General features: G+C 30.7%; 23 protein-coding genes and 2 pseudogenes. 18 read left to right on the plus strand and 7 right to left on the minus strand.

Going from position 1 to position 21,396, the window contains the following annotated elements:
- Window positions 1-19: 19 nt before the first annotated feature.
- On the minus strand, window positions 20-919 hold the full coding sequence (locus AC9UEH_RS10315) for an IS110 family RNA-guided transposase (protein ID WP_509531446.1): 900 nt from the start codon (window positions 917-919) through the stop codon (window positions 20-22).
- Between the two features lie 243 nt (window positions 920-1,162).
- On the opposite strand from AC9UEH_RS10315, the gene AC9UEH_RS10320 reads away from it, so the two are divergent.
- The 15 genes and pseudogenes from AC9UEH_RS10320 (at window position 1,163) to AC9UEH_RS10390 (ending at window position 10,777) form a co-directional block, all read left to right on the plus strand.
- Window positions 1,163-1,474 carry a hypothetical protein gene (locus AC9UEH_RS10320; RefSeq protein ID WP_509531448.1) on the plus strand — a complete coding sequence of 104 codons (312 nt, stop codon included), beginning with the start codon at window positions 1,163-1,165 and terminating at the stop codon, window positions 1,472-1,474.
- A 209-nt stretch (window positions 1,475-1,683) separates the two neighbouring features.
- Entirely contained in the window at window positions 1,684-1,941 is a 258-nt protein-coding gene (locus AC9UEH_RS10325; RefSeq protein ID WP_509531450.1) for a hypothetical protein, read from the plus strand.
- 238 nt (window positions 1,942-2,179) lie between these two features.
- Window positions 2,180-2,967 (plus strand): annotated as a pseudogene (locus tag AC9UEH_RS10330) (RteC domain-containing protein).
- A gap of 201 nt (window positions 2,968-3,168) precedes the next feature.
- Window positions 3,169-3,456 carry a hypothetical protein gene (locus tag AC9UEH_RS10335; RefSeq protein ID WP_509531452.1) on the plus strand — a complete coding sequence of 96 codons (288 nt, stop codon included), beginning with the start codon at window positions 3,169-3,171 and terminating at the stop codon, window positions 3,454-3,456.
- Between the two features lie 283 nt (window positions 3,457-3,739).
- Window positions 3,740-5,551, plus strand: coding sequence for a hypothetical protein (locus AC9UEH_RS10340; protein WP_509531454.1), 1,812 nt, complete (start codon window positions 3,740-3,742; stop codon window positions 5,549-5,551).
- 86 nt (window positions 5,552-5,637) lie between these two features.
- Window positions 5,638-6,084: a hypothetical protein gene (locus AC9UEH_RS10345; RefSeq protein ID WP_509531456.1), complete on the plus strand. Its 447-nt coding sequence runs from the start codon at window positions 5,638-5,640 to the stop codon at window positions 6,082-6,084.
- 4 nt (window positions 6,085-6,088) lie between these two features.
- The gene (locus AC9UEH_RS10350) at window positions 6,089-6,241 is read left to right on the plus strand and encodes a hypothetical protein (RefSeq protein WP_509531458.1); all 153 of its coding nucleotides are present in this window, start codon (window positions 6,089-6,091) and stop codon (window positions 6,239-6,241) included.
- A gap of 76 nt (window positions 6,242-6,317) precedes the next feature.
- Entirely contained in the window at window positions 6,318-6,524 is a 207-nt protein-coding gene (locus AC9UEH_RS10355) for a hypothetical protein (protein WP_509531460.1), read from the plus strand.
- A 103-nt stretch (window positions 6,525-6,627) separates the two neighbouring features.
- Window positions 6,628-6,765 (plus strand): hypothetical protein, encoded by a 138-nt coding sequence (locus tag AC9UEH_RS10360; RefSeq protein ID WP_509531462.1) that lies wholly within the window; start codon window positions 6,628-6,630, stop codon window positions 6,763-6,765.
- A 94-nt stretch (window positions 6,766-6,859) separates the two neighbouring features.
- A complete protein-coding gene (locus AC9UEH_RS10365) occupies window positions 6,860-8,080 on the plus strand; it encodes a hypothetical protein (protein ID WP_509531464.1) in 1,221 nt (406 codons plus the stop codon).
- A gap of 11 nt (window positions 8,081-8,091) precedes the next feature.
- Window positions 8,092-8,724: pseudogene (locus AC9UEH_RS10370) on the plus strand (SLATT domain-containing protein).
- 49 nt (window positions 8,725-8,773) lie between these two features.
- On the plus strand, window positions 8,774-9,088 hold the full coding sequence (locus tag AC9UEH_RS10375) for a DUF3892 domain-containing protein (RefSeq protein ID WP_509531466.1): 315 nt from the start codon (window positions 8,774-8,776) through the stop codon (window positions 9,086-9,088).
- 26 nt (window positions 9,089-9,114) lie between these two features.
- The gene (locus AC9UEH_RS10380) at window positions 9,115-9,336 is read left to right on the plus strand and encodes a hypothetical protein (RefSeq protein ID WP_509531468.1); all 222 of its coding nucleotides are present in this window, start codon (window positions 9,115-9,117) and stop codon (window positions 9,334-9,336) included.
- A 71-nt stretch (window positions 9,337-9,407) separates the two neighbouring features.
- Window positions 9,408-9,548 (plus strand): hypothetical protein, encoded by a 141-nt coding sequence (locus tag AC9UEH_RS10385; protein WP_509531470.1) that lies wholly within the window; start codon window positions 9,408-9,410, stop codon window positions 9,546-9,548.
- A 197-nt stretch (window positions 9,549-9,745) separates the two neighbouring features.
- A complete protein-coding gene (locus tag AC9UEH_RS10390; RefSeq protein WP_509531472.1) occupies window positions 9,746-10,777 on the plus strand; it encodes a DUF8426 domain-containing protein in 1,032 nt (343 codons plus the stop codon).
- 282 nt (window positions 10,778-11,059) lie between these two features.
- On the opposite strand, the gene AC9UEH_RS10395 is transcribed toward AC9UEH_RS10390, so the two are convergent.
- Together AC9UEH_RS10395 and AC9UEH_RS10400 are read right to left on the minus strand one after the other, a co-directional pair.
- Window positions 11,060-12,064 carry a nucleotidyl transferase AbiEii/AbiGii toxin family protein gene (locus AC9UEH_RS10395; protein WP_509531474.1) on the minus strand — a complete coding sequence of 335 codons (1,005 nt, stop codon included), beginning with the start codon at window positions 12,062-12,064 and terminating at the stop codon, window positions 11,060-11,062.
- Window positions 12,064-12,804 (minus strand): DUF6088 family protein, encoded by a 741-nt coding sequence (locus AC9UEH_RS10400; protein WP_509531476.1) that lies wholly within the window; start codon window positions 12,802-12,804, stop codon window positions 12,064-12,066. The genes AC9UEH_RS10395 and AC9UEH_RS10400 overlap by 1 nt, the downstream gene beginning before the upstream one ends.
- 228 nt (window positions 12,805-13,032) lie before the next feature.
- Between AC9UEH_RS10400 and AC9UEH_RS10405 the strand changes: the two genes are divergently transcribed.
- The 3 genes from AC9UEH_RS10405 (at window position 13,033) to AC9UEH_RS10415 (ending at window position 18,627) form a co-directional block, all read left to right on the plus strand.
- Window positions 13,033-13,494 carry an ATP-binding protein gene (locus AC9UEH_RS10405; protein WP_509531487.1) on the plus strand — a complete coding sequence of 154 codons (462 nt, stop codon included), beginning with the start codon at window positions 13,033-13,035 and terminating at the stop codon, window positions 13,492-13,494.
- Between the two features lie 1,922 nt (window positions 13,495-15,416).
- Window positions 15,417-15,839 carry a DUF6943 family protein gene (locus AC9UEH_RS10410; RefSeq protein WP_509531478.1) on the plus strand — a complete coding sequence of 141 codons (423 nt, stop codon included), beginning with the start codon at window positions 15,417-15,419 and terminating at the stop codon, window positions 15,837-15,839.
- 226 nt (window positions 15,840-16,065) lie between these two features.
- Entirely contained in the window at window positions 16,066-18,627 is a 2,562-nt protein-coding gene (locus AC9UEH_RS10415) for a toll/interleukin-1 receptor domain-containing protein (RefSeq protein ID WP_509531479.1), read from the plus strand.
- A gap of 227 nt (window positions 18,628-18,854) precedes the next feature.
- Here AC9UEH_RS10415 and AC9UEH_RS10420 read toward each other — a convergent pair whose 3' ends face one another.
- From AC9UEH_RS10420 to AC9UEH_RS10435, 4 genes are read right to left on the minus strand one after another with little or no spacing between them, the layout of a single operon-like run.
- Window positions 18,855-19,031 carry a hypothetical protein gene (locus tag AC9UEH_RS10420; RefSeq protein WP_509531481.1) on the minus strand — a complete coding sequence of 59 codons (177 nt, stop codon included), beginning with the start codon at window positions 19,029-19,031 and terminating at the stop codon, window positions 18,855-18,857.
- Window positions 19,021-19,284 (minus strand): hypothetical protein, encoded by a 264-nt coding sequence (locus AC9UEH_RS10425; protein ID WP_509531483.1) that lies wholly within the window; start codon window positions 19,282-19,284, stop codon window positions 19,021-19,023. Before AC9UEH_RS10425 ends, AC9UEH_RS10420 begins: the two co-directional genes overlap by 11 nt.
- The gene (locus AC9UEH_RS10430) at window positions 19,281-19,691 is read right to left on the minus strand and encodes a DUF5675 family protein (RefSeq protein WP_509531489.1); all 411 of its coding nucleotides are present in this window, start codon (window positions 19,689-19,691) and stop codon (window positions 19,281-19,283) included. Before AC9UEH_RS10430 ends, AC9UEH_RS10425 begins: the two co-directional genes overlap by 4 nt.
- 1 nt (window position 19,692) lies before the next feature.
- Entirely contained in the window at window positions 19,693-20,448 is a 756-nt protein-coding gene (locus AC9UEH_RS10435) for a hypothetical protein (RefSeq protein ID WP_509531485.1), read from the minus strand.
- Window positions 20,449-21,396: the final 948 nt, after the last annotated feature.

Below are 21,396 nucleotides of genomic sequence, written 5' to 3' on the forward strand. Positions count from 1 at the left end.
ATAATTTTAAAAATGTTGCTTAACTAATACTGCGGGTTTTATTTGCATATCCAAACGGCTTTTGTTTATATGTTATAACGGTAAAAGCAGGCATAAATAAAGCTCTTCTAATTCTTGAGTTCCCTTTTTTTGATATTTTTGTCCTGCCAAATGTACTTCCAGATTGATTTTCAACTACATCAAATCCAGCATAGGATACTAATTGTTTGCTGTTCTCAAACAACTCGAAGCCATTAGTTTCTGCAATAAGTGTTGCAAAAGTTAAAATCCCAATACCTTTTATTTTACAAATGTTGTTTGCTTTGATTTGAATATCTTCATTTGATTTAATGTGGTCTTTAATTAATTTATCTAATTCAATTAATTCCTTTTCAAAAACACAAATTAATCTTTTTAACTGTTTTATAATTTTTTTATTAATGTACATCCCATACTCTAAAGACTTTAACTGATTGTTGATTACCGTTTTTTGTTCTTGCAAGTTTTGATGTTGACGGGTGTAAAGCCTTAATTCATAGAAATATTTTGCGAGGGGTTTCCAGGTTCTCAAGCATCGTTCGGCTCCCATTTGAGCTAATCCTCTAGCGTCAATGGTGTCATTTTTAGATTTTAATCCAATGGCTTGAAAATATTGTTTTGCCTTGTTTGGCAATACCACTGAAACATTAAACTTTTTTTCAAATAAATATAAAGCACAGGATTCATAATAAATACCCGTTGCCTCCATACAGACAACTAATGGAATATTCTTTTCTTTGTAGTGTTTTAAAATCCAATTCTCTAAGATCTTAAATCCTTTCAAATCATTAGAAAATACAATACTAGATTTTACAATTACTTTTTGATTAGTGTCGATTACACTAATACAACCATCGATTTTCTTGCTTGAAACATCAAGCCCAATTGAATACTTTAGCATCTTTTACAAGTTTTAAATTGTTAAGCAAACAAAAAATCATATTGGATTTTATCTCATATTTTATACAACATCTTTATTTAAAACAAAGTGTTTAAGTACTAATTCAAATTCAGTATATGATTAAAATAAGGTTGATCTACCTCCCGAACAATATCATTAATAATGTATCTAGACCAGTGTTGATTTTGCAACCTTATTTTTGTTTACTTTGTAAAGTTATGATTTTATCATCATTGCAAAGATATGAGACTTTGCGCAGCGAGGGGCATTTCCAACCTAGATATAATCGTAACTAACAATACAGACTACACCTTAGATCAAATCACTGTGGCAATAGATTACATCAAAAAGAATGATGGTATTTACACAACTGAATACCTAACCTTCAATAACATTCCAGCAAATCAAAACAAATCATTATCTGCCCCAGATAGCAATAGAGGTTTATCAGTAAACCTAACCAAACAAATCATAGTAGCATCAGAGTTAAATCTATGCTATAACAATGAAAAAAAACCAGCAGTTGGAGACCCGGACCCTTACAAATGCAATTAAAAAAATAAAGAATATGAAAAAATCAATCTTAATCACAGCATTCCTAATCCTAACAACAATAGGAGTCACAACCTACTACACCGCTGGCAGAAAATGCACCGGTTCAAAAGACTGCAACGCATGCAAAAACTGTAAGTATTGTAAATACTGCGCTAAAAATGGTGGAACTTGCGGGGTTTGTAAATAATAACATTAATATTTAAATAATTATGAAAGCATATACATTAAAAAAGAAAAATGACACTGAAGAATACCATTTATTTGAAGGGGATTTATTAGGTCCCAAAAAATGTAATACAAATTTAGTAAAAGCCTCTATATGTAAAATGATGGATATAGATGAAAATGATGGTAATATTTTTACTTGTGAAGTTGAAGATCAAGCGCGCTTAAGAATAGCTGAAATTGGAAAACAAGTTTGCGGTGTTTGTACAAGCCATTTATATGCGACTTATATGAAAAAGTAATAAAGTATTATATACCCCGCTACCGCGGGTATCAACTCGAGTGGTCTTAATAAAATGTCTGAGGATCCGATTTTGGGGCTGTGGTTCTATAAGCATTAACACAAAAAAACACCGTAATAAAAACACCAAAACACCGTAATAGCAATTCAAATGAATTCTATATTATTGGCATAAAACCAATGATATGCAAAATCAATTCAAATCTATTAGTGCAGAACTCGACACCGAACTAAATTTCATGTCACTGGAAATAGACGATCCAATCAAGCTCTCAGAAGAAGCAATCGAGCATATTTCCAACACCTTAAATAAAATTAAAACACAAGTTATAGAAACTTCTTTTCAGTTGCCAGAGCATGAAATAGAATTCTTTAAAAACAGCAAACCTAAAATCCTATCCAAATTAATTTACTACAATTCTATTTATAAAATTGAAACAAAAAAACCACATGGAGGCGAAAAAATAATTCGCACCTACCTCAACCACGAACTCAATAATCTAAAAATATTTTTCGACAACAACCTTGAATTCTACAGATACCATAGAACAGAAAGCACCTATCTTGATAGCAAATACTTTATCCGGGAAAACACGATATCAAACTAAATATTGGTACAAATTATTTTGATGCCGACCATCGTTTTACTACTTCACACGACAATACAATAGCCCAAATCATGGCAAATGATTTAATTCAAGTCTATATCGAAGAGGAACTAACCAAGTTAGAAAAGACACCCATAAAAGATAAAATCCAAATAAACCCAAAAGCAATACAAACGTGGACAGGTTCCAAAGTAGCATTAATAGAATTACTTTATGCCTTACATGCCGAGGGCACATTCAATTTTGGAACCTCCGACCTAAAAGACGTAGTAGAATTTTTTGAACAAACATTAAAAATCGACTTAGGACAATACCACAGAGTCTTTCTAGAAATTAGAATCCGTAAAACAAACCGCACCAAATTCCTAAACACCCTAAAAGAAACCTTAACCAAAAGAATGGACAATTCAGACGAGTAATAAAAAAACACCGTAAAAAAAACACCAAAACACCGTAATACAGTTCAAAAAAATATCCCAAAATTGCAAAGGAATAAAAAATATTAGAAAAAGCTATGGTAGTTGGGTTCATGAACTGAATACTGCAGAGAATTAATTTGATATTTAAACAGGGAGGCCGAAAACTGTGTAGAGTAGGTATGAAGAATTAAGTTAAACGATATGGCAAATTTTACAGCTGATGATTTAAAAAATAATGATTATTCGCCAACGGTTGATGGCGGTGATAATCCAAAATACATAGGAGTACTTGAAAGAATTAAAGTTGACAAAAGTGAAGAATACGAAGTGGTATATTTCTGTAATAAGTTTTTAATAAATTATAATGTACCCAAAACAAAAGAAAGCTTTCAAAAAGTTGAGAAGTTATTGCGTCACTCTGATTTGAAATCAGAAGACAATAGACAAAATTTAATTGATTGGATTGTTAAGAATTGGAATATCAAATAAAATTATCATATTCCATTGCTTTCGACTTTATTCTTTTGGGCAACAATTTATAAACAACAAACCTTCGCTGTATTAAAATAAGTGAAAAAGTCAAAAACTTAGTAAATACTAATTAAAAGATAACAGCAACGGGGTTCTTATGAGCAATGTTGCTGGTATTTTTTAACATATTAAATAAATAGAAACATAACATTTGCAGATATTTCCTTATTGGGGTGTAATGTGGCGACATTTTAGGAATTGCATACAAGTTAGGTGAAATAACCACACAAACATAGAAAATATGACTGAACAAGAAGAATTTGAAAACATCATTATTAATGAGAACGCATACATTTTTCATAATTCAGAAAATGTTAAAATCTCGAGAAATAAAATAAATGTACTTTTTAAAGATGCTTCAGTAATTAAGTCAAGTAACTTTTTACTTAAAGAAGTGAAGAAATCAATAACAATAAATAATATTGAAATTCAGTATTCAATTTGTGTTTTTAAATATAATACGCAACCAACTTTCATTAACGAAACACTTGAAAATTGGATTGAAACAAAATTAGCATATTTATTAATAGTAGAAATAGAAGATTATGTTGTAATAAGTAGAAAAAACATATCTAAAATACAAGAGTTTTTAAAACAATTTAATCCACTCGATTACAAAATTCTTTCTACACTTTTTGTAAATGATGAAACACAATTTGAAAAATTCAATCTTAAAAATCTAAATGTATCAGATAAAGCATTAAGAGAGAAAAGTTTGGAAGCTATCGATTTAAAAGAGAATTTTTCTGCTTTAGGAGCAAACAATTATATGCTCAATTCTTTAAGACTAAAAAATGCCGATGAAAAAGTCTCATTAATTTTAAATTCTTCTAGAATAAATAAATTTGGTAAAAAAAATTCTATTGAAGAGTTTTGTTTTTGGGTAGAAAAACTTGTTAATCAGATTAAACATCACTCTGAAAAAGAAACATTTTTATCAGTTTTTGCCGAACCACAAGATTATGAAAGTGTCCGTGACACTTTAGTTCCAATTTCGATTCTATTTACATTTAGTGGTTTATACACTGATTTTGAAAATGAAGTTATTTCAAACACTGTTATTAGATTTTTTGATGAAGACTTAGTTTTAGAGCGAGATTTAGATATAATCAAATATTTAAAGAATTTTGAACGTCTTTCTAAAGTCACTTATGATGCTCATTACGATATTTTTAAAGTTGATAATTCTACAATTAATGATATTGAATTAAAATTTAACGAAAAATCAATTACGCTAAAGTCTCCAAAACTAAAGAATGTAATTCTAAAAAAATCAAATGGAACAGAAATTTCAATTATAGATTATATTAGCCAATCTAGCAGTTTTATAATAAATTTTGACAATATCGACTTAGCATATTCTAATAGAAAATTATTCAAAGATTCCAAACTTTTAGGTAATATTGAACATTTTATGAAGATTTTTGTGCCACATAATGAATTACAATTTTGTGATAGTGAAAAAGGCATTTTTGCGAAGGGGCAAACTGAATTTGCTAACTTATCTATCTTTGACTTTGTAGAGCAAAATTTTATGGCAGATGCAGAGTATTTCATTTGTGATGATTTGTTAAAAGAATGGGCAGACCATATTGCAATATTTGAAAGTAAAATTATATTTTATCACTCAAAACACAATACAACTCAATTCTCAGCATCAGCATTTCAAGATATAGTTGGACAAGCACAAAAAAATTTAGGAAACATAAGTCCACAAGCATATCAGCTTCAAGAAAAAAGATATACATGGAATTCAACTTACAATAATGATGGTATAAATACTAATATAAATAGACTGCGAAAAGGAAATAATATAGATGATGCTATAAGTTTATATCAATCATCTATCAATAATCCCCATTTTAAAGGAGAAGTTCATTTGGTAATTGATTTTATTTCCCGAAATACACTTGAACAAAATCTAAATAATTTGAAACATGGAGTTGCTTTTGCAAGAAGGAGTGAAGCAATCCAAATTTTATGGTTTATATCATCTTTAATATCAAGTTGTCAAGAAGTAAATAAGGATGTTTACATACATTGCAAACCATAGTTACATCAACTGCTATTGCCACTACTACCGCACCGCTACCGCGCGATTCCTATTACGTTGTATCTAAATAAAAATTAATTATAAAAATGGGAAAAAATAAAGAACATATTGCAAATTTAAATGAATATTTAATAACAGCCGCAACAAGAGCAAAGTACTCAATCGAAAGATTTGATATTTTAATCATTTCATTATCAAGTGGAGGAATAGCACTTGTCGCTGCATTTTTTGATAAATTTAAAGGTATTGATAAAAGTGATGTTTACAATGGAAGTTTATTCTTTTCAATAGCTATTATAATTAATTTACTTTCACAAGTAACAGGATATTTTGCCAATTATAATGACATTAAATATTGCAATGAGGAAATCAGAGAATTAGAAGGCAAAAATTACAATTTAAATTATCAGAAATATGATTGTTTAAAAAAAACATTTGATTTTTTAACAACGTTATTTAATAGCATATCCCTTTTAAGCTTTATAGCTGGGGCAATATTTGTATTAATCTTTATTAAAAATTTAAAATCATAAAGTTATGAGCGACGAAGAAAAAATTAGAAGAGAACAGCTAGAACGAATTAGAAGAGAGCAGGAAAGAAGAAGACTTGAAGAAGAAAGAAGAAGGACTGAGCTTAACGAACAAATAAAAAAAGGAATTGGTTCTGGTGATAGACCAAAAAAAGATTAATACTTGGTTTTTAAAGTCTCCTGACTTTTAACTAATTCAATACCAATTCTAAATCAATAACTAAATCACGATTATTATGAAAAATTATTATGTAAACAAAATTAAACAAGCAAATGGTGACCACGAAGTACACGAATCAAGTTGTAGTTTTCTGCCAAGTGTCGAAAATAGAGAATATTTAGGTTCATTCAACGATTGTAAAGAAGCTGTCAAAAAAGCAAAGGAAAAATTTACAAAATCTGATGGTTGTTATTATTGTTCAAATTCTTGCCATAAACAATAAAATAATACTGATAAATGTGCATTCAGCTCCAATGTCTGTGACTTTGGAGCTGAATTATAAGAAAAAAAAACAATAATAAAATTAATTTTAAAAATCAAAACCCATGACAATTCAAGCAATCAAACCAGGACCAAAACCAAAAAAAGAAGACGGCACAGATGATAGAAGACAAAGAGTAGATCCAATAACAAAGCCAAAACATCCTACGCTAAAACCTCATGTTCATAAGCCTAAAGATTAATTAAAAAGGGTAAACATTCCTCTCACATTTAGGGGTGCCCAAAAGGCGAGGTGGTTATTTACATGCAAACAAAAAATTAAAACAGTAATAAATTATGAACAAATTCAATAAAATAAGTGTAAGTAAAGAAAATTTATTCAATGGTGATGATGGTATTGAAATCAGTGTATTGTTAACTTTAATAGAAAACAGCAATTATTATAAAGACATCATAGAATATTTTAATATCAAGGCAAATGATAATTCTAAAATCAACATCAAAGGAGCTAAAACACTTTTCACGGTAATCAAAAAGCTTGATGAAAAGTATAGTAAACAAGACTTAGTTAGCAACCTCTCCGACATAAATTTTGATTACGAAAAAGGATTTGCAGTGCAATTTAACAATCTGACTACCAATCCATATTTGGCAAATCTTAAAATTAATTCCCTTAAAGCAACCCCCATTCATTCGGGAGAAAGAGACTTCTTTTCAAATTTATATGAAATAGAGAAATATGCCAGTAAACTTATTAAAAGCAAGTTTACGGATATTTTAGATCAAAATCTGGCACTATTAAAAACCAAAGGAGAACATAGCAAAAAATACAGATTGATTCATGATAGTGAAGACAATACATTTTACTTGCGAGCCATAGTTTCGGAAGACAGATACCAAAATTATGACAACAGCCTAACAGTGGTTATTGCATTATTAAAGTTGCATTTCGAAATGATAGCAACAAACGTGATTTATGACCTGTATTCATTTGAATACAACGAATCATTTATCAGAATGTTTTTCAAAACATCAGAAACTGTTGATTTAAAAGGAGTTGGGTATTTAGAAAACGCAATTCAAGTCTCAAATGACGAAATTAAACGCGAAGCATTAAAATTTTCAAATGTATGCTCCATTATTTTCGAAGATGCAAAAAATGCGGAGCAACGTTTAGTAATCAAGCCCAAAGACATTAAATCAAAAGTTTTATCAATAACGCATGGTACAGGACCCAAAAAAGCATTTAAAAATCTAGAAAATTTTACACAGGCAAAAGAAAATTTTACTAGTCTGTACAAAGAAATCGAAATCATCACAAAACTAAAAGACCACAATCAAATTGTCCATTTAGTAAAAAGTAAAATTGAAAATTCCAATACAGTAGAAATAAAAAAATACAAAGAAGAACTAAAGAAAGTATTATTGATTGAAATAAAAACCACTACTCAATTATTAGAAACCTTTAATAAACTAATTTTTTTAGAAGGTCTTGAAATTGATGCTAAAGAATACTTGAGATATTTAATTTATGAAGCCTTAATTAATAGAAAATAGGTGTCAATAATATGGATAAATCTCACAAAGATTACCTTGAAAAAACCTTTTTAGAAGAACTAAATTATAAAATTTGGTCAACAAAAGGAAGTCGCTTTAATGCAAACAAAAGAGTAGTACAAGTTTCCAAATTATCGAATCTTTGCAATAGCATGTTATCGGTTTATTTAATTGCAATAGGTTTGCTATCAGTGTATAATATTTATAATGAGAAGCTCTACAGCGAAAATTTAATTGCTTATTCAATAACCTGTTTATCAATACTGCTTTTAGTTTTTGGTCAAATAGAAAATGCAAAAGAATACAGCTCAAAAGCAAAAGAATACCACAATTGCGGACTAGAGCTTTCAAGTTTGTATAATGAATTACGAATTTTCAAAACCTTAAAAGAAAATACCACTTTATAAGACAAATTAAAATTTGCTCAAAAAACCGCCAATGATTACCAAAGAATACTCGAAAAACATGAAAATCATGAACCAATAGATAATGAATTGTTTAAATCAAAAACAGCAGCATACCATAACCTAAATTGGATTGACGTAAATAAAATAAAAATAGAATACTACATCAGGACAAACTTATTTTATCATATTTTAATTGTGTTTCCGCCAATTATAATTTTTATTCTGATAAAAAATTAACGGAGAAATCGAAAACTGTTCAGAGTAGGTAATAAAAAAATAACAAACAATGACAAAATATAGAATTTCAGGTATTTGGAAAGATACAAACAATGTCTTAACTGATTATGCGTTTCATACTGTAAATGAGGGTTCAACTTCTAGGGCAACAAAGAAGAGTAAAGCGCAAGCTATTAGCCTATTGGAAATAAAAGGTAATGAAGCTGTAACGTGGATTTGGAACTATTTAGATGCTAATTGGAAAGTTGGAGAAAAGGTACTAGTAATTAATGGGGCAAGCGGTAAGTATTTAAGATCCAATCCAGACAATAAATTAACCGATAATTTAGAGCATTTGATAGATTTTGATTGGATAAATCCTTAAAAACCAAGTAATATTAAAATATTTTTATGGAAGAAATTAAAATTAAAGACAAACAACAATACCTCAATGAACATTATCCATTTGCGGATATTCCTAAATTAACTGACAATAAATTATGTGTTCATTGTTATAAAATAATTGTTATTGGAGATTTTAAGGTATTTAAAAATAAAAATGGATTTGAATATATATGTTGCCCTAATGCTCCAAAATGTGATGGAACATTAATCGATTGGATTGAATATTAAATTTATAAACTGCTACCGCGTGATTTCCAACGTGTGGCAACCAAACTAAAAACTATAACTAAATAAAAAAAATGACCACACAAGCAATCAAACCAGGACCAAAAAGAACAGCAACATCTACAGGGAAACCCGACCAACGTCAACACGATAACAAAGGAACACCAGGCAATACACCATCGTTAAAACCTTCGAAATCAACACAAAAAAAATAAAATTAATACACAGCTAGCAACATTTAAAAGAATATATAAATTTATGATAAACAAGTATACAAATATTCTAAATCAAATTAAAATAACTAACTATATTATAACAATATAAAGTTTTTTCTATAATTTATATATTTAATTGTTTAATATATTTGTTTGTAAATTTTATTTCTTGCAATAAACACAGAAACCGAACACTTATGAATAGTTTTAAAGAAGAACTTACTCAATTTTTTGATATGATTGAGGCTGTTCCGCAGGATAAAAGATATTGGATTGTTAGATCTGAAGGAGGGGAATATTTTGAAAGCTTTACAAATTTTAATTATGTAGCAATAGGTCATGAAGAAATTACTCTAAAGAAAATATATGACTTAAAAAAATCTTCGAAAAATTTAGGTGAACTTCGTTTAAAATTAAAAATGTATATTGAAAACATTATGCCTGATAGAAACGCTGGATTGATAGCAGGACAACTTGTTAGATTTGTATATGAAATCAAAAAGGGTGATATAGTGGTTGTGCCATCTGAAGGATCTGCATTTATTTCAATTGGAGAAGTCCAAGAGACACAATTAGTTGAAGTTAGTGATTCAGATTTAGACAGAACAGGTTGTCCTTATAGAAAACGAAAAAAAATTAGGTGGCTTAAAACGATTTCAAAAAAATCCTCTGATATTTTATTACGAAATGCAATGCAATCTCATCAAGCTTTGAATGATATTACACATTATGGAGACATTGTAGAGCGTTCAATTAGTGACTTTTTCAAAATTAATGATGAAACGAGTATAATTATTAATGTCAATAGAGAAAGTAATGTTCCAGCTCCTGATTTATTATATTTTGGAAGCGATATACTAAGGTTTACAGATAGTTTTATTAAACATCACAATCTTGATTTCAATGTTTCTGAAATTCAGATTAAAATAAATGTTAATTCTGAAGGCAAAACACAATTTTTATCTAAGAATGGACGTTTGATACTATTAGTAGGTATAGTAATTATTGGTTTAACTGGAGGTGGTTTAAACATTGATGTTGAAGGATTCAATTTTGATTTATCTACGGATGGTTTAATTTCTAAAATTATTGAATTTCAAAACAATAGGCACGATAGAGAAATGCAAAAAGAAATCATAAAAGCAAAAGATTCGTTGCAAATTTCTAATAATGAGGATTTACTAAAATATTTGAAACAATTTGCTGAAAATAAGGACAAACCTAAATAATTATATATGCTGATTTTAAATATACTTTCGATTGTGGCTACTTTTACTGTTGCACAAGTATTGTTTTATTTATTTTTTAATATTACTTTTCAAAAAGTACAAATCCTAAATAAACAAATTCTATTAAGCGTTCAAGTTAAGCATGTTTTGTCTTTTATAATTTTTACTCTTTTACTGCTGAAGTACATGACATTTTATATCCCATTTAAATAAAAGAACTAATGCTAACAACCGCTACTGTGCAAATCCTTTCACGTTCATTTATAAATAGGAGGTAAGTTTCTATTGATTGAATTTATCAGAAACTTCCCAAGAAATTGCTGCAATCCGTTCAGATAGAAATACTAAAGTTTCAAAAACGTCATTTTCATGTGGAGGCTTTGCATTACCAATAAGAAGTTCATTAAATTTTGTTCCTGTATAAACCTTTTTCAAAACATTCCAAACCATTACGGTATCGCTGAAAATCAAAGCATCTTTCGGGTGCTTATACAACCATTCTTTATTATTAGGAATTGCTTTATCATCATCTTTGGCAACTTGCAAAAGCATAATGCCAAAAGAGTCAGAATTCACAAAGTCTTTTATAGAATCAACTCGCAATAATAAAGTTAAATCATAAGTGTGACGAACTTTATTAGATAAGTCCATAATTGGATTTTCTGTATATGAAAAACGTACCAAGCTAATTATCTTTTCACAAAAAGTACGTTCAACAGACAACGCTTTTACGTCAAAATCTGCCAATCCAAATTGAGTGATTAAATCAATATTTGGTGTTGTTTTGATATAATCTGCAATTAAAGTACGAATTGGTTTAGTAACATTTGGCTCAAAATTTCCAAGATGCGATACTTCCAAAGTAATATCATCCTTCACTTCGCCATACTTACCTCCTAAACCAACTTTTGGAAAAGAGTAAACAATTTTCCTTATACTTCCTTTCTTATTAGTGTTGGGATGATCAGCTACTATTTCAAGAATCGAACGATCAATAATAGTAGTAATTTCTTTCAATCTTCTTTTAAGATCACTACCTGTATCAACATCATTTTTTATAACAACCAGATCAATATCTTCCGAAAACCGTTTAATAATAGAATAACATTTTGATAATGAGGTTCCGCCCTTAAATACAATCCTATCTTTCACTTCAGAATGAAACAATTGATGCAAAGCATAAGTTACCCAATAATCTTTTTCAATAAAAATTTCTGGAATTTCAAAATAGTTAGCGGTAGCTACAATTGCTCCTTCAAAATTATCTTTATCCAAATGTAAATTCATTAGACTATGTTCCAAGAGTTAGCGGTCGAAAGCATTTTAGGAGTAATTCCATATTCATAACTGCTCGAAGGGTTAATCGATTTTTTTAATACAGAAAGACCCGCAGCATCAAAATTCATAGCTTCCAAAAGCGCACCAAGTAAAGCTCTAACTTTTGGAGGATAAGCAACACCATAAGTAATTAGTTTTCTCAATTCTATAGTTTCAAAGTTATAAATAGTCTTTTTTAAATAAACAAGACCATCGCTTTTTTTTAAATCGGGTATGGCATTCAAATCTTTAATAACATCTAATAGCTCCAAATATTTAATAGTATCAGAAGTAACCCTTACATAACTTTTAGCAGGTCGAATAACAACATTGCCTACAATACCTTTAACCTGTTTATCCAAAGACGCAACGCGTATAGAACTTGGAACTTGTGTAGTCAATCCTAATTTATTATACAATCTAGTGCCAGTTATATAAGCGACTTGTTTGTTTTTATCAAACAAATAAAGAGAAAGCAAAACATCTTCTCTGGGTTTTTGCTCACCAAATAAAGAGACCTTCGGTTTATAGTAATAACCTTTCCTGGCTCTTTTAATAACTCCCTTACCAACTAATCTGCTTAATGCTTTAGAACCAGCAATAATTTCATCTGACGTTAGTCCAAGCGTATCATATCCGAATACATCCCCTGTATCTATTCGATTTATTTTAGCTACTATTTTATCTGTTACTTTCATATCTTCCAACAAAGATAATTATTTTATTTTAAATGTCAAGTTTTTTCCAAACTTTACCTGACATAATAATACTATTTATTCATATAGTACATTGCTTAACAGCTAATTACATTCAAATTAATTATTTTCATTATTTCATTCGCCTACGCAAAATCGCATCTAGTCCAAGTATTCCTGAACTCAAAGTTACCGTTTGCTTCATTTCAATAATTTGATTTTCAATAATTTGATTGTTTTTTTATTCCTAGTGGTTTAGTAAGTGCCGTACCAAGAAATGAATTTGGCAAAAAAAGTTCAAGTCGAAATCCTTTAATTTTCGGGTTATTCGAAAGAATGCGTTTAGTGGAGCAAATAGGTTCAGGCATCAGTCGAATGCGTGATTTAATGAAAGAAGAAGGATTAACACCACCAGAATTTATCTTTGACGGAATGTTCACAGTAATTTTTAGAAGACCTTTTGATTTCAAAATGTGGGTGAATAAGTGGGTGAATAATTTATCTGAAAAACAAATTATACTGTTAAAAGCCATTCACGAAAATAAAGAAATAAAAAAATCAACTTTACAGCAATTAACTGATTTTAGTGCTACCGCAATAGATAAAAATTTAGGAGTTCTTAAAAAAGAAGGATTATTAGAACGTGAAGGTACAAAAGGAGGACTTTGGATATTACATTATATTGATCCAAAAGTGGGTGAATAAGTGGGTGAATAAATAAATGGTTATGCAAATCATAATAAATGAATTATCGAATCAAAGTAATTCATTATTATTTGGGCGTTGCCAAAAGGCACGGGCTATTGTTCCAATCTTTTTTTGGAAAAAACCAAAAAAAGGATTTCCTCGTCTATCCCTAACGCAAAAGGTCATAGCTAAATATTTATAGATTCAAATAATTGAAAGTGTTATCATAATTGTTCATTAATACGCTTTTGTAGGTGCTCTGGCATTTTCATAATCACTATACTGCATAATATTAAATCTCATTTTCATAACTACTTTCAAGCACCCACAAAACCTAAAGAACCCAGCAACAGTTTGGAATTTAAAAACAGCCACTATCGCAGACTGTTATTCCAAATTCCCAAACCCTTGCTCTCGCTGCTGCCACCACACTCGGAATTGTTCATTAATACGCTTTTGTCGGTGCTTTGGCATTTTCATAACTCCAATACTGCAGAACATAATAAACCAATTCCATAACTACTTTCAAGCACCCACAAAACCTAAAGAATCCAGCAACAGTTTGGAATTTAAAAAACAGCCACTATCGCGGACTGTTATTTCCAAATTCCCAAACCCTTGCTCTCGCTACTGCCACCTCACTCGGTATGTCGTCCCAAAAGGGGACGACATCTATGTTTTCATTTTGCTAAAAAGCAAAAAATAAGTTCTTTAGTTCTGTTCACGCAACTGGTAAAAAGGCACTTTTAAAAGGAACGCCGCAATCCCACACACCGCTAAGGCTGGTAGAACTTCATTTTTCGCAACAACTTTTTTCTAAATTACAAAATTCCCTTTTTCCGTTTTACTTTTCAGCTACCAGCCAAAGCGTTGTGGGGTTGCGGCTGATATAATATTTAAAGTGCAGCTGCTGGGCTTCAGCCTTTTTAGCTCGGCGTACCGCCGGTCCTAGTTGTGTTGCTTCCGCCCAGCAGCTGTGGTGTGCGTGAACATAACTAATAACAGCTACATTCCAGAACCTGCATACAGCCACCAGCCGATAAATCCGAGTCCTACCATTGCTAAGGCTTGCGAGCCAAAAATACCTAATATATTGTTTAATGCTGAATTTTTAACTCGCAAGCCTAAGCACTGCTGGGTCGGTATTTTTCCCGCCTGATGTCCGCATGCAGGTTCCTCCATTTCGCAAAAGTGGACGTGTATTGGAATCAATCGTGCTGCCATTGCTAAATAGTAATAGTATCCTCAAAACCACATTTCTTGGAATTAAATCGTGCTGCCGTAATTCAATTTCAAAAAACACTACACCAAACAACGTTTTCTTTTTTGGAATTATTGGTTTTCGAGAAATAAATAAAAAGTTTCGCGAATATAAAAATCAAATTCAAAACAAAAGTACCGGCACGCCTAAAAATATAAAATCTTCCTCTGAAAAGAATAGGCTTCGGAAGAAGAAAAAAGTAAATCCTTGCAGTGAAAAAGGCTTCAAAAGCTGTCGCATTTGAATCCTTTTTGTTTTTTTTTATTGATATACTTTTTTACCGAACCCTTTCTTTTCAAGAGCGTATTTTCAATTTTTTACTTTCTTATTTGAATTTGATTTTTACAGATGGCTTTCTTTTTCATTATTAAATATCATTTTTTAAAAATTTGATTTCGAAAAAAAAATTATTTGTAAGGTTTGAAATTCATTAAAAATCCAATTATGACAACACCAATTTTCTATATCATCGAGGGCGGAGATTACATTTTTGACTATATATATAGCATTGAAAAGGACAAACTCATAAAAGGCGGAGATTCCGTCCTCTACCAGTTCCAAATGCCTAGTGAAGAAGCTATAAAGCTCTTAAACCACCTCAACGAAACCCGAGATTTCGGACTTTTCCTGCGCCTAATGAGTACCGAATATATAAAATAACACCACTAAAAAAAACTATATGCCGAGCTTCATCATCAAGACCCACCAGCCCAAAACAAGCTACAAAGGAAATCAGATCTTCATACTCAACAAAGGAATGAATTCTGGCAAGCCACAAAAAGAACCTTTCACCAACAGTTTTGTAATCAACTTCGCCAACCCCGAAGATGCCGAAACTATCTACTGGCTCGCTTACAGTCTTTGGAAAGCACAATTCTGGCACCAATCCCTATGTGGTTCGGTCATTCCATTTCTAATAATTAACGAATTCAAAAAAGAATTTATCTCAAAAATCGCCAAATTACTCCAGGAACACGAGCTGCACAAAACCCAGGTCCAAGCGCTGAGGTTGCTGGAACTACAAGAAACCCAATTCCAAAAAAACATCCAACTCATCAACGAAATGCGAAGAGTAATTTTACACCGATATTGCAAAAAATAATAAATCTCAAACACCGAGTTTAAATACTAAATTATACACCTTTGCTAATAAAAATCCCTTTTGATGATTTGTACTATTTTTATTATACATTAGCAGAATAAATATCGGTGGTTACTATAGCAAAAACCAACCCTTTTTGGGTAGATTGCAGCCATTTTATGGCTGGTATAAATGAGTTAACTGCAAGCTTCCTCCGAAACAACGAATTCGATAAATTGAAACTAAAATGATAAAAATATTTATAAGTTATTGTCACAATGACGAAACATTAATTTCAAAATTTCTTAATCATCTTTCTCCATTAAAAAATAATGGATTAATTACTGAATGGATAGATAGAAAAATTAATACAGGAGAAGATTTTCAAGAAAATATTGATAATGCTCTAGAGAATGCAGATATAATTTGTTTGATGATTTCTGATAATTTTTTAGCTTCAGACGCTTGTATTAAAGAAAAAAATGATGCTTTAATTTTAAAAAACAGCAAAGGAATTCGAGTAATTCCTATTATTTTAAGTCCTTGTGCTTGGACAGAACATCATGAATTAAGTGAACTATTAGCTATTCCAACTGACGGTAAACCGATTACAAAGTTTGACGACCAAAATGATGGTTGGTTGGATGTTATTAAATGGGTTAAACCTGTTTGTAAATCAATAAATCAAATTAAACAATTAAAACTAAATGATAGTTTTAATAATTTCTTAAATAGTGCTGATATTCTATCAAAATCACATCATAATAAAGAAACTGTCGAACTAAGAGATATTTATGTTTTTCCAAAACTAAAAAAATATGATGATGTTGAAATTGCGCAAAAATATGATTCAGAAAATTTAATAACTGAAATATTAAATTTTAATAAAATAATAATTGCAGGGGAAAATCAAGCTGGGAAAACAACGCTATGCAAAATTATCTATAAAATATATCTGAATCTAAACTACATTCCTGTTTACGTAGAAGACGATAATTTATTTTTAGGAAATCCTTTAGCAAAACTTGAAAAATCATTTCAAGAGCAATACTACAATACATCTTTCAACGAAATTGAACAAAACAGAATAATTCCAATTGTTGACAATTTTCATTTTGCAAAACATCAAGATAAATATATCGAATCCTTCAGAGATTTTAAATATCAGGTATTAATTGTAGATGATATTTTTGGGCTGAATATTAAAAACCAAAATCTAATAAAAGATTACAATAAATTTAAAATCAGAGAATTTTCTCCATTAGAAAGAGACAAACTTATTAGAAAATGGATTCAAATAAAAGAAAATGATTTAATTGAAATAAATCCAAATCATTTAAATCAAAGCCTAGATGAAAAAACAGAAATGATTGAAAATTCGTTAGGTGTTATTTTCGGCAAAGGTATAATGCCTTCATATCCATTCTTCATTTTATCATTACTTGCTGCACAAGATATTCAAAAGCCATTAGACCAAGATATAACATCGCAAGGGCATTGTTATCAAGCTCTAATATATCTATATTTGAGAAAAGAAGGTGTTAACAACATCCAAATAGATATTTATTCAAATTTTTTAACTGAATTAGCCTTCTATATTTATGATAACGGCAGTAATAGTTTACCAAACGATAAATTTCAAATTTTCATAGAAAGATATAAAGCAAACTTTAATTTACCACTTCCATTAAATGAAATATTAAAAGTATTAAATAATGTTAACATTTGTCGATTTGACAGCTTTAATCAATTTAGTTTCTGTTATACATACATTTATTATTTTTTTATAGCAAAATACATTTCAGAAAATATTGATAAACAAAAAGGTTTAGTAACCAAAATAATATCAAATATTCACAAAGATGAAAATGCCTACATTACAATATTCATTGCTCATCATTCCAAATCAAATTATTTACTTGATGAATTATTATTAAGCGCAGAAATGCTTTTTGAAAAACATGAACCTTCAACTTTAGAAACAGATGAATTAGATTTCTTCGATAAACACGAAGATAAAATTGTTAAATCAATTGTACCATCATATGAACACAATCCTACAGAAGAACGTCAGAAAGCATTAATAGCAAAATCCGAAATAGAAGAAAATGAAAACGATGATAAAAGCAAACCAGAAGTCAACGATGAAGACCTAACTGACTTAGTTACAAACTTAAGATTTAGCATTAAGACAGTAGAAGTAATGGGAATGATAATAAAAAATAGATCAGGTTCTCTTCCTTTAGAAAGATTGGAATATATTTATGAACAAGGTTTGAAAGTACATTTGAGAATTTTATCATCTTTTTTTGAAATAATAAAAAATGAACAAACTGAAATCGAGTTTATTGATTTTGTTAAAGACCGAATAAATCAAATTAATGATGAAAGGAAAGAGAATGACGAAAAAGAATTGAATAAAGCAAAGGTTGAACAATTTGCACGAGAAATATATTGGAATTTAAATTTTGGAGTAATTCACGGTTTCATAACAAAAGCCATTCATTCTTTGGGCTCAAATAACTTACTACAAATTGCTGAAAATGTTAGTAATAAAGAGAAAACTCCCTCAACTTTTATAGTAAACCAAGGTATTAATATGTGGTATGCAAAATCATTACGATTAGATGAAATACAAAAAAGGATTTCAGAAAAAAGCTTTTCTAAAACGGCAGAAAGATTAATCAAATTTAAGGTTGTTGAACATTCAAGACTCAACAAAATGGAATTTAAAAAGTTAAAAGAAATCGAAGAAAAACTGGATATGTCAACAAACAAATTATTATCAGATAGAGCAAAAAATAAATAAAGCCAGCAGTTAACGGCCTTTTACATAGATGCTTGGCAAGATTGCGAACTTTGTAGTAAATTCACATTTGCGTTCCGCAAGAAATTTTATCTTTTACGGTAAATAATCGGTTACGAAGCTCGCAACCTCGCCAAGAGCCGGGACGTAATCAACAAAAAAAGCCTGGTCTAAAAATAGACTAGGCTTTCTCATAATAATTCGTAAAAGGTTACCAAGCCAAAACCGAATTATTTATTTTTAAATTTCATAAACCATTTCAACAAGAGCGAAACCGTAAAACTTACCGTTGCTCCAAGAGCTGCTAAGATAATGGTTTTCAAAATATCTTCCGAAAACAAATTAGGCAAAATGCTCAATAAAGTTCCTGCTGCAGTTCCAGTTCTAAGGGAAATATTAGTTTCCATCACGAGCTTTGTTGAGGTTCTCTTCTTCCTTTATTCCCCCTTTGGGGGTTAGGGGGCTGGCAGTCAATTGGCTAATCGCCGAAATTACACCACCTGCAACCGCAACATATCCCGCAACACTAACAAGTGCAACAGGCAACGCAACAGGAGCGGCAATAATCGTTCCGCTTATGGCCAACAAAACCAATCCTATACTTCGCAAAATCCTAAAAAATTTCGGTGTGGGCGCTTTCGCGCGATCTACTATATTCATAACACTTCTTTTTTACATTGTATTTTTAAGATCACTTCTTCTTTTCGCTCAAAAGCCTTTTTTGTCAAAGCGCTTAGCTTTGCCAATGCCTTCTTTGAAGCACTTCCTTTTCCAATTCCAGTGTGTTCCATTACAGGTGCAATACAACCCAATAATTCTAATTTGGCATCATTTGCCGGGTGAATTAATATCAAATCTCTTCCCGGAACATTCATCAATAGATAGTGCCATTTGAATTTTGGACTAAACCGCAGCTGCAAAAAATATTCTCCTTCAGGAATACAAGAAATTCGCCGCTGGTTTCCCAACCAGGGCAATTCGATGGTATAACAAATCAATGTGCCGTTCCATTCTAAAACCCCTTGCGTTCCCTCAGGAAAATAAGTCCTATTCAACACTAAAATCATCCTACAATCCGCTAACGGCAACCAACGCCAAAGGGTTGAACGCTCCATTTTTCAACGGATACATTTGCCCATTTACCTCTTGGAAAAACTCAACGCCCAAAGCCAAAAACAATGGTTTTGTACTTGCAGCAGTTACCGCATTTTCTTGCGAAATGGCTACTGTTGCCACAGTATTCCATGGTAAAATAGCTGTTCCTGAATGAGTTTGAACAAAAGTTTCCGCTTCAAAATCAACTTCTGAACCTGCAGAAATGATTTTGAAATGCGTAGTTCCTGATGGAGCTGCAATCATATTCACAGGAATAAAAGGAGCAATAGCCACAGAAATTGTTCCTGCAACACGGTTAATTGCACCCACAAAAGGAGCAAATAAACTGGTCCCCAATTTCCCACGAATATTAAATTCAAATCCTTGAAGCAATTCCGCTTCACCATCAATCACATTTCGCAATCCTCTTGCGCTAACCATATCCGCTTGGATAACTTTAACCATTGCTTTAGTTAATCGGCTCACCATTCTACCATCGGCAGAATTTAAAAGCGATGCTCTTAAAGAAGTTCTCAAAATCTTTCCAGCCTTTCCAGCTCTTCCAAACTCAGAACCATTCTCCCGAGTTCTCTGAAAAGCAGGATCACTCGCAATTCTACTTGCTTCGATACCGCCTTTCTCTCTGGCTAAATGTCCATCTTGGGTTTTGTAAAAAGTAATACCTCCGATAGTACCTTTTAATTTAATTATGCCTTTCTGTCTTGCCATAATTCCTAAAATTTAATATTAATAATTCAAATAAAAATCCCAAAATCAACATCCTGTTGCAACATCTTCCCTTGATTTCGAAACAAATTTTAGCCAATTAAACAGAATAAAAAAGTAAGGGCAGTTCCATATGTCGCAAATCGACACAAATGGCTCAATAGAGCATAAATAATCATTATTAAACATCTTAAAATAATGATTAAATTGCACCAGTTTTGAGAAAGGCGTATTGCTATTTAAAGTAAGTCAAAGCCTACTCAAAGGTATAGATAGAGTATGAAAATGCAAATTAAGAGAATATGTATCTATCCAAAAGACATTGAACGCATCACAGGCAAGAGTTACAGACAAAGCACTAGAATGTTACAAGCTATTAGAAAGAGCCTGAATAAGCTTGAAACCGAGTTAGTAACCATTGAGGAATTCTGCCAGTATGCAGGTTTGAAAATTGAACAAGTAGAACCGCTAATTTTTGGATGAAAAAGAGAAACCAAAAAAAGGAGAATGAATTTCCCTAGAGTACTCAACTAGTTTAATAACTAGTTCATTTTTTAGTATGAATTAATTGTACATTCATTTGGTCAATTACTTATTAATCAGTAAATTTACATTATAAGATTTAGTGATATTTGTATCTGTTAAAAGGAGCAAAATCGAGACCCTTACGTTTTAGACTAGTATAATTTATTATATATCAGTGCATTATGAGGAAAGTTCTAATCCCTCATCGCCCACAGTCGTACCAATAAACTTCTAAAGCAATTTAGAAGTTTTTTTTATGACATTTCCTCAATGAAATATTCTAGAAAATACAACATCTGGTTTGAAGATAAATCAATATCGCCCACAAAAAAAAACAAACTTATTGAGTTTGTCTTTTTTTATTTGTCGGTGTGTCTTGTCCTGAAATAGCGATACACAAAATTCATCGTTATGGAAAACAACCAA

It is taken from the genome of Flavobacterium sp. (genome assembly GCF_040402835.1).
Taxonomy (GTDB): Bacteria; Bacteroidota; Bacteroidia; order Flavobacteriales; family Flavobacteriaceae; genus Flavobacterium.

Excerpts from the sequence above, each read along its gene's own strand:
- AC9UEH_RS10325 (WP_509531450.1), top strand. The coding sequence starts at position 1,684 with ATGAAAGCATATACATTAAAAAAGAAAAATGACACTGAAGAATACCAT.
- AC9UEH_RS10345 (WP_509531456.1), top strand. The coding sequence starts at position 5,638 with ATGGGAAAAAATAAAGAACATATTGCAAATTTAAATGAATATTTAATA.
- AC9UEH_RS10365 (WP_509531464.1), top strand. The coding sequence starts at position 6,860 with ATGAACAAATTCAATAAAATAAGTGTAAGTAAAGAAAATTTATTCAAT.
- AC9UEH_RS10410 (WP_509531478.1), top strand. The coding sequence starts at position 15,417 with ATGCCGAGCTTCATCATCAAGACCCACCAGCCCAAAACAAGCTACAAA.
- AC9UEH_RS10355 (WP_509531460.1), top strand. The coding sequence starts at position 6,318 with ATGAAAAATTATTATGTAAACAAAATTAAACAAGCAAATGGTGACCAC.
- AC9UEH_RS10415 (WP_509531479.1), top strand. The coding sequence starts at position 16,066 with ATGATAAAAATATTTATAAGTTATTGTCACAATGACGAAACATTAATT.
- AC9UEH_RS10350 (WP_509531458.1), top strand. The coding sequence starts at position 6,089 with ATGAGCGACGAAGAAAAAATTAGAAGAGAACAGCTAGAACGAATTAGA.
- AC9UEH_RS10390 (WP_509531472.1), top strand. The coding sequence starts at position 9,746 with ATGAATAGTTTTAAAGAAGAACTTACTCAATTTTTTGATATGATTGAG.
- AC9UEH_RS10430 (WP_509531489.1), bottom strand. The coding sequence starts at position 19,691 with ATGATTTTAGTGTTGAATAGGACTTATTTTCCTGAGGGAACGCAAGGG.
- AC9UEH_RS10435 (WP_509531485.1), bottom strand. The coding sequence starts at position 20,448 with ATGGCAAGACAGAAAGGCATAATTAAATTAAAAGGTACTATCGGAGGT.
- AC9UEH_RS10385 (WP_509531470.1), top strand. The coding sequence starts at position 9,408 with ATGACCACACAAGCAATCAAACCAGGACCAAAAAGAACAGCAACATCT.
- AC9UEH_RS10315 (WP_509531446.1), bottom strand. The coding sequence starts at position 919 with ATGCTAAAGTATTCAATTGGGCTTGATGTTTCAAGCAAGAAAATCGAT.
- AC9UEH_RS10340 (WP_509531454.1), top strand. The coding sequence starts at position 3,740 with ATGACTGAACAAGAAGAATTTGAAAACATCATTATTAATGAGAACGCA.
- AC9UEH_RS10420 (WP_509531481.1), bottom strand. The coding sequence starts at position 19,031 with ATGGAAACTAATATTTCCCTTAGAACTGGAACTGCAGCAGGAACTTTA.
- AC9UEH_RS10360 (WP_509531462.1), top strand. The coding sequence starts at position 6,628 with ATGACAATTCAAGCAATCAAACCAGGACCAAAACCAAAAAAAGAAGAC.
- AC9UEH_RS10395 (WP_509531474.1), bottom strand. The coding sequence starts at position 12,064 with ATGAATTTACATTTGGATAAAGATAATTTTGAAGGAGCAATTGTAGCT.
- AC9UEH_RS10335 (WP_509531452.1), top strand. The coding sequence starts at position 3,169 with ATGGCAAATTTTACAGCTGATGATTTAAAAAATAATGATTATTCGCCA.
- AC9UEH_RS10380 (WP_509531468.1), top strand. The coding sequence starts at position 9,115 with ATGGAAGAAATTAAAATTAAAGACAAACAACAATACCTCAATGAACAT.
- AC9UEH_RS10375 (WP_509531466.1), top strand. The coding sequence starts at position 8,774 with ATGACAAAATATAGAATTTCAGGTATTTGGAAAGATACAAACAATGTC.
- AC9UEH_RS10320 (WP_509531448.1), top strand. The coding sequence starts at position 1,163 with ATGAGACTTTGCGCAGCGAGGGGCATTTCCAACCTAGATATAATCGTA.
- AC9UEH_RS10425 (WP_509531483.1), bottom strand. The coding sequence starts at position 19,284 with ATGAATATAGTAGATCGCGCGAAAGCGCCCACACCGAAATTTTTTAGG.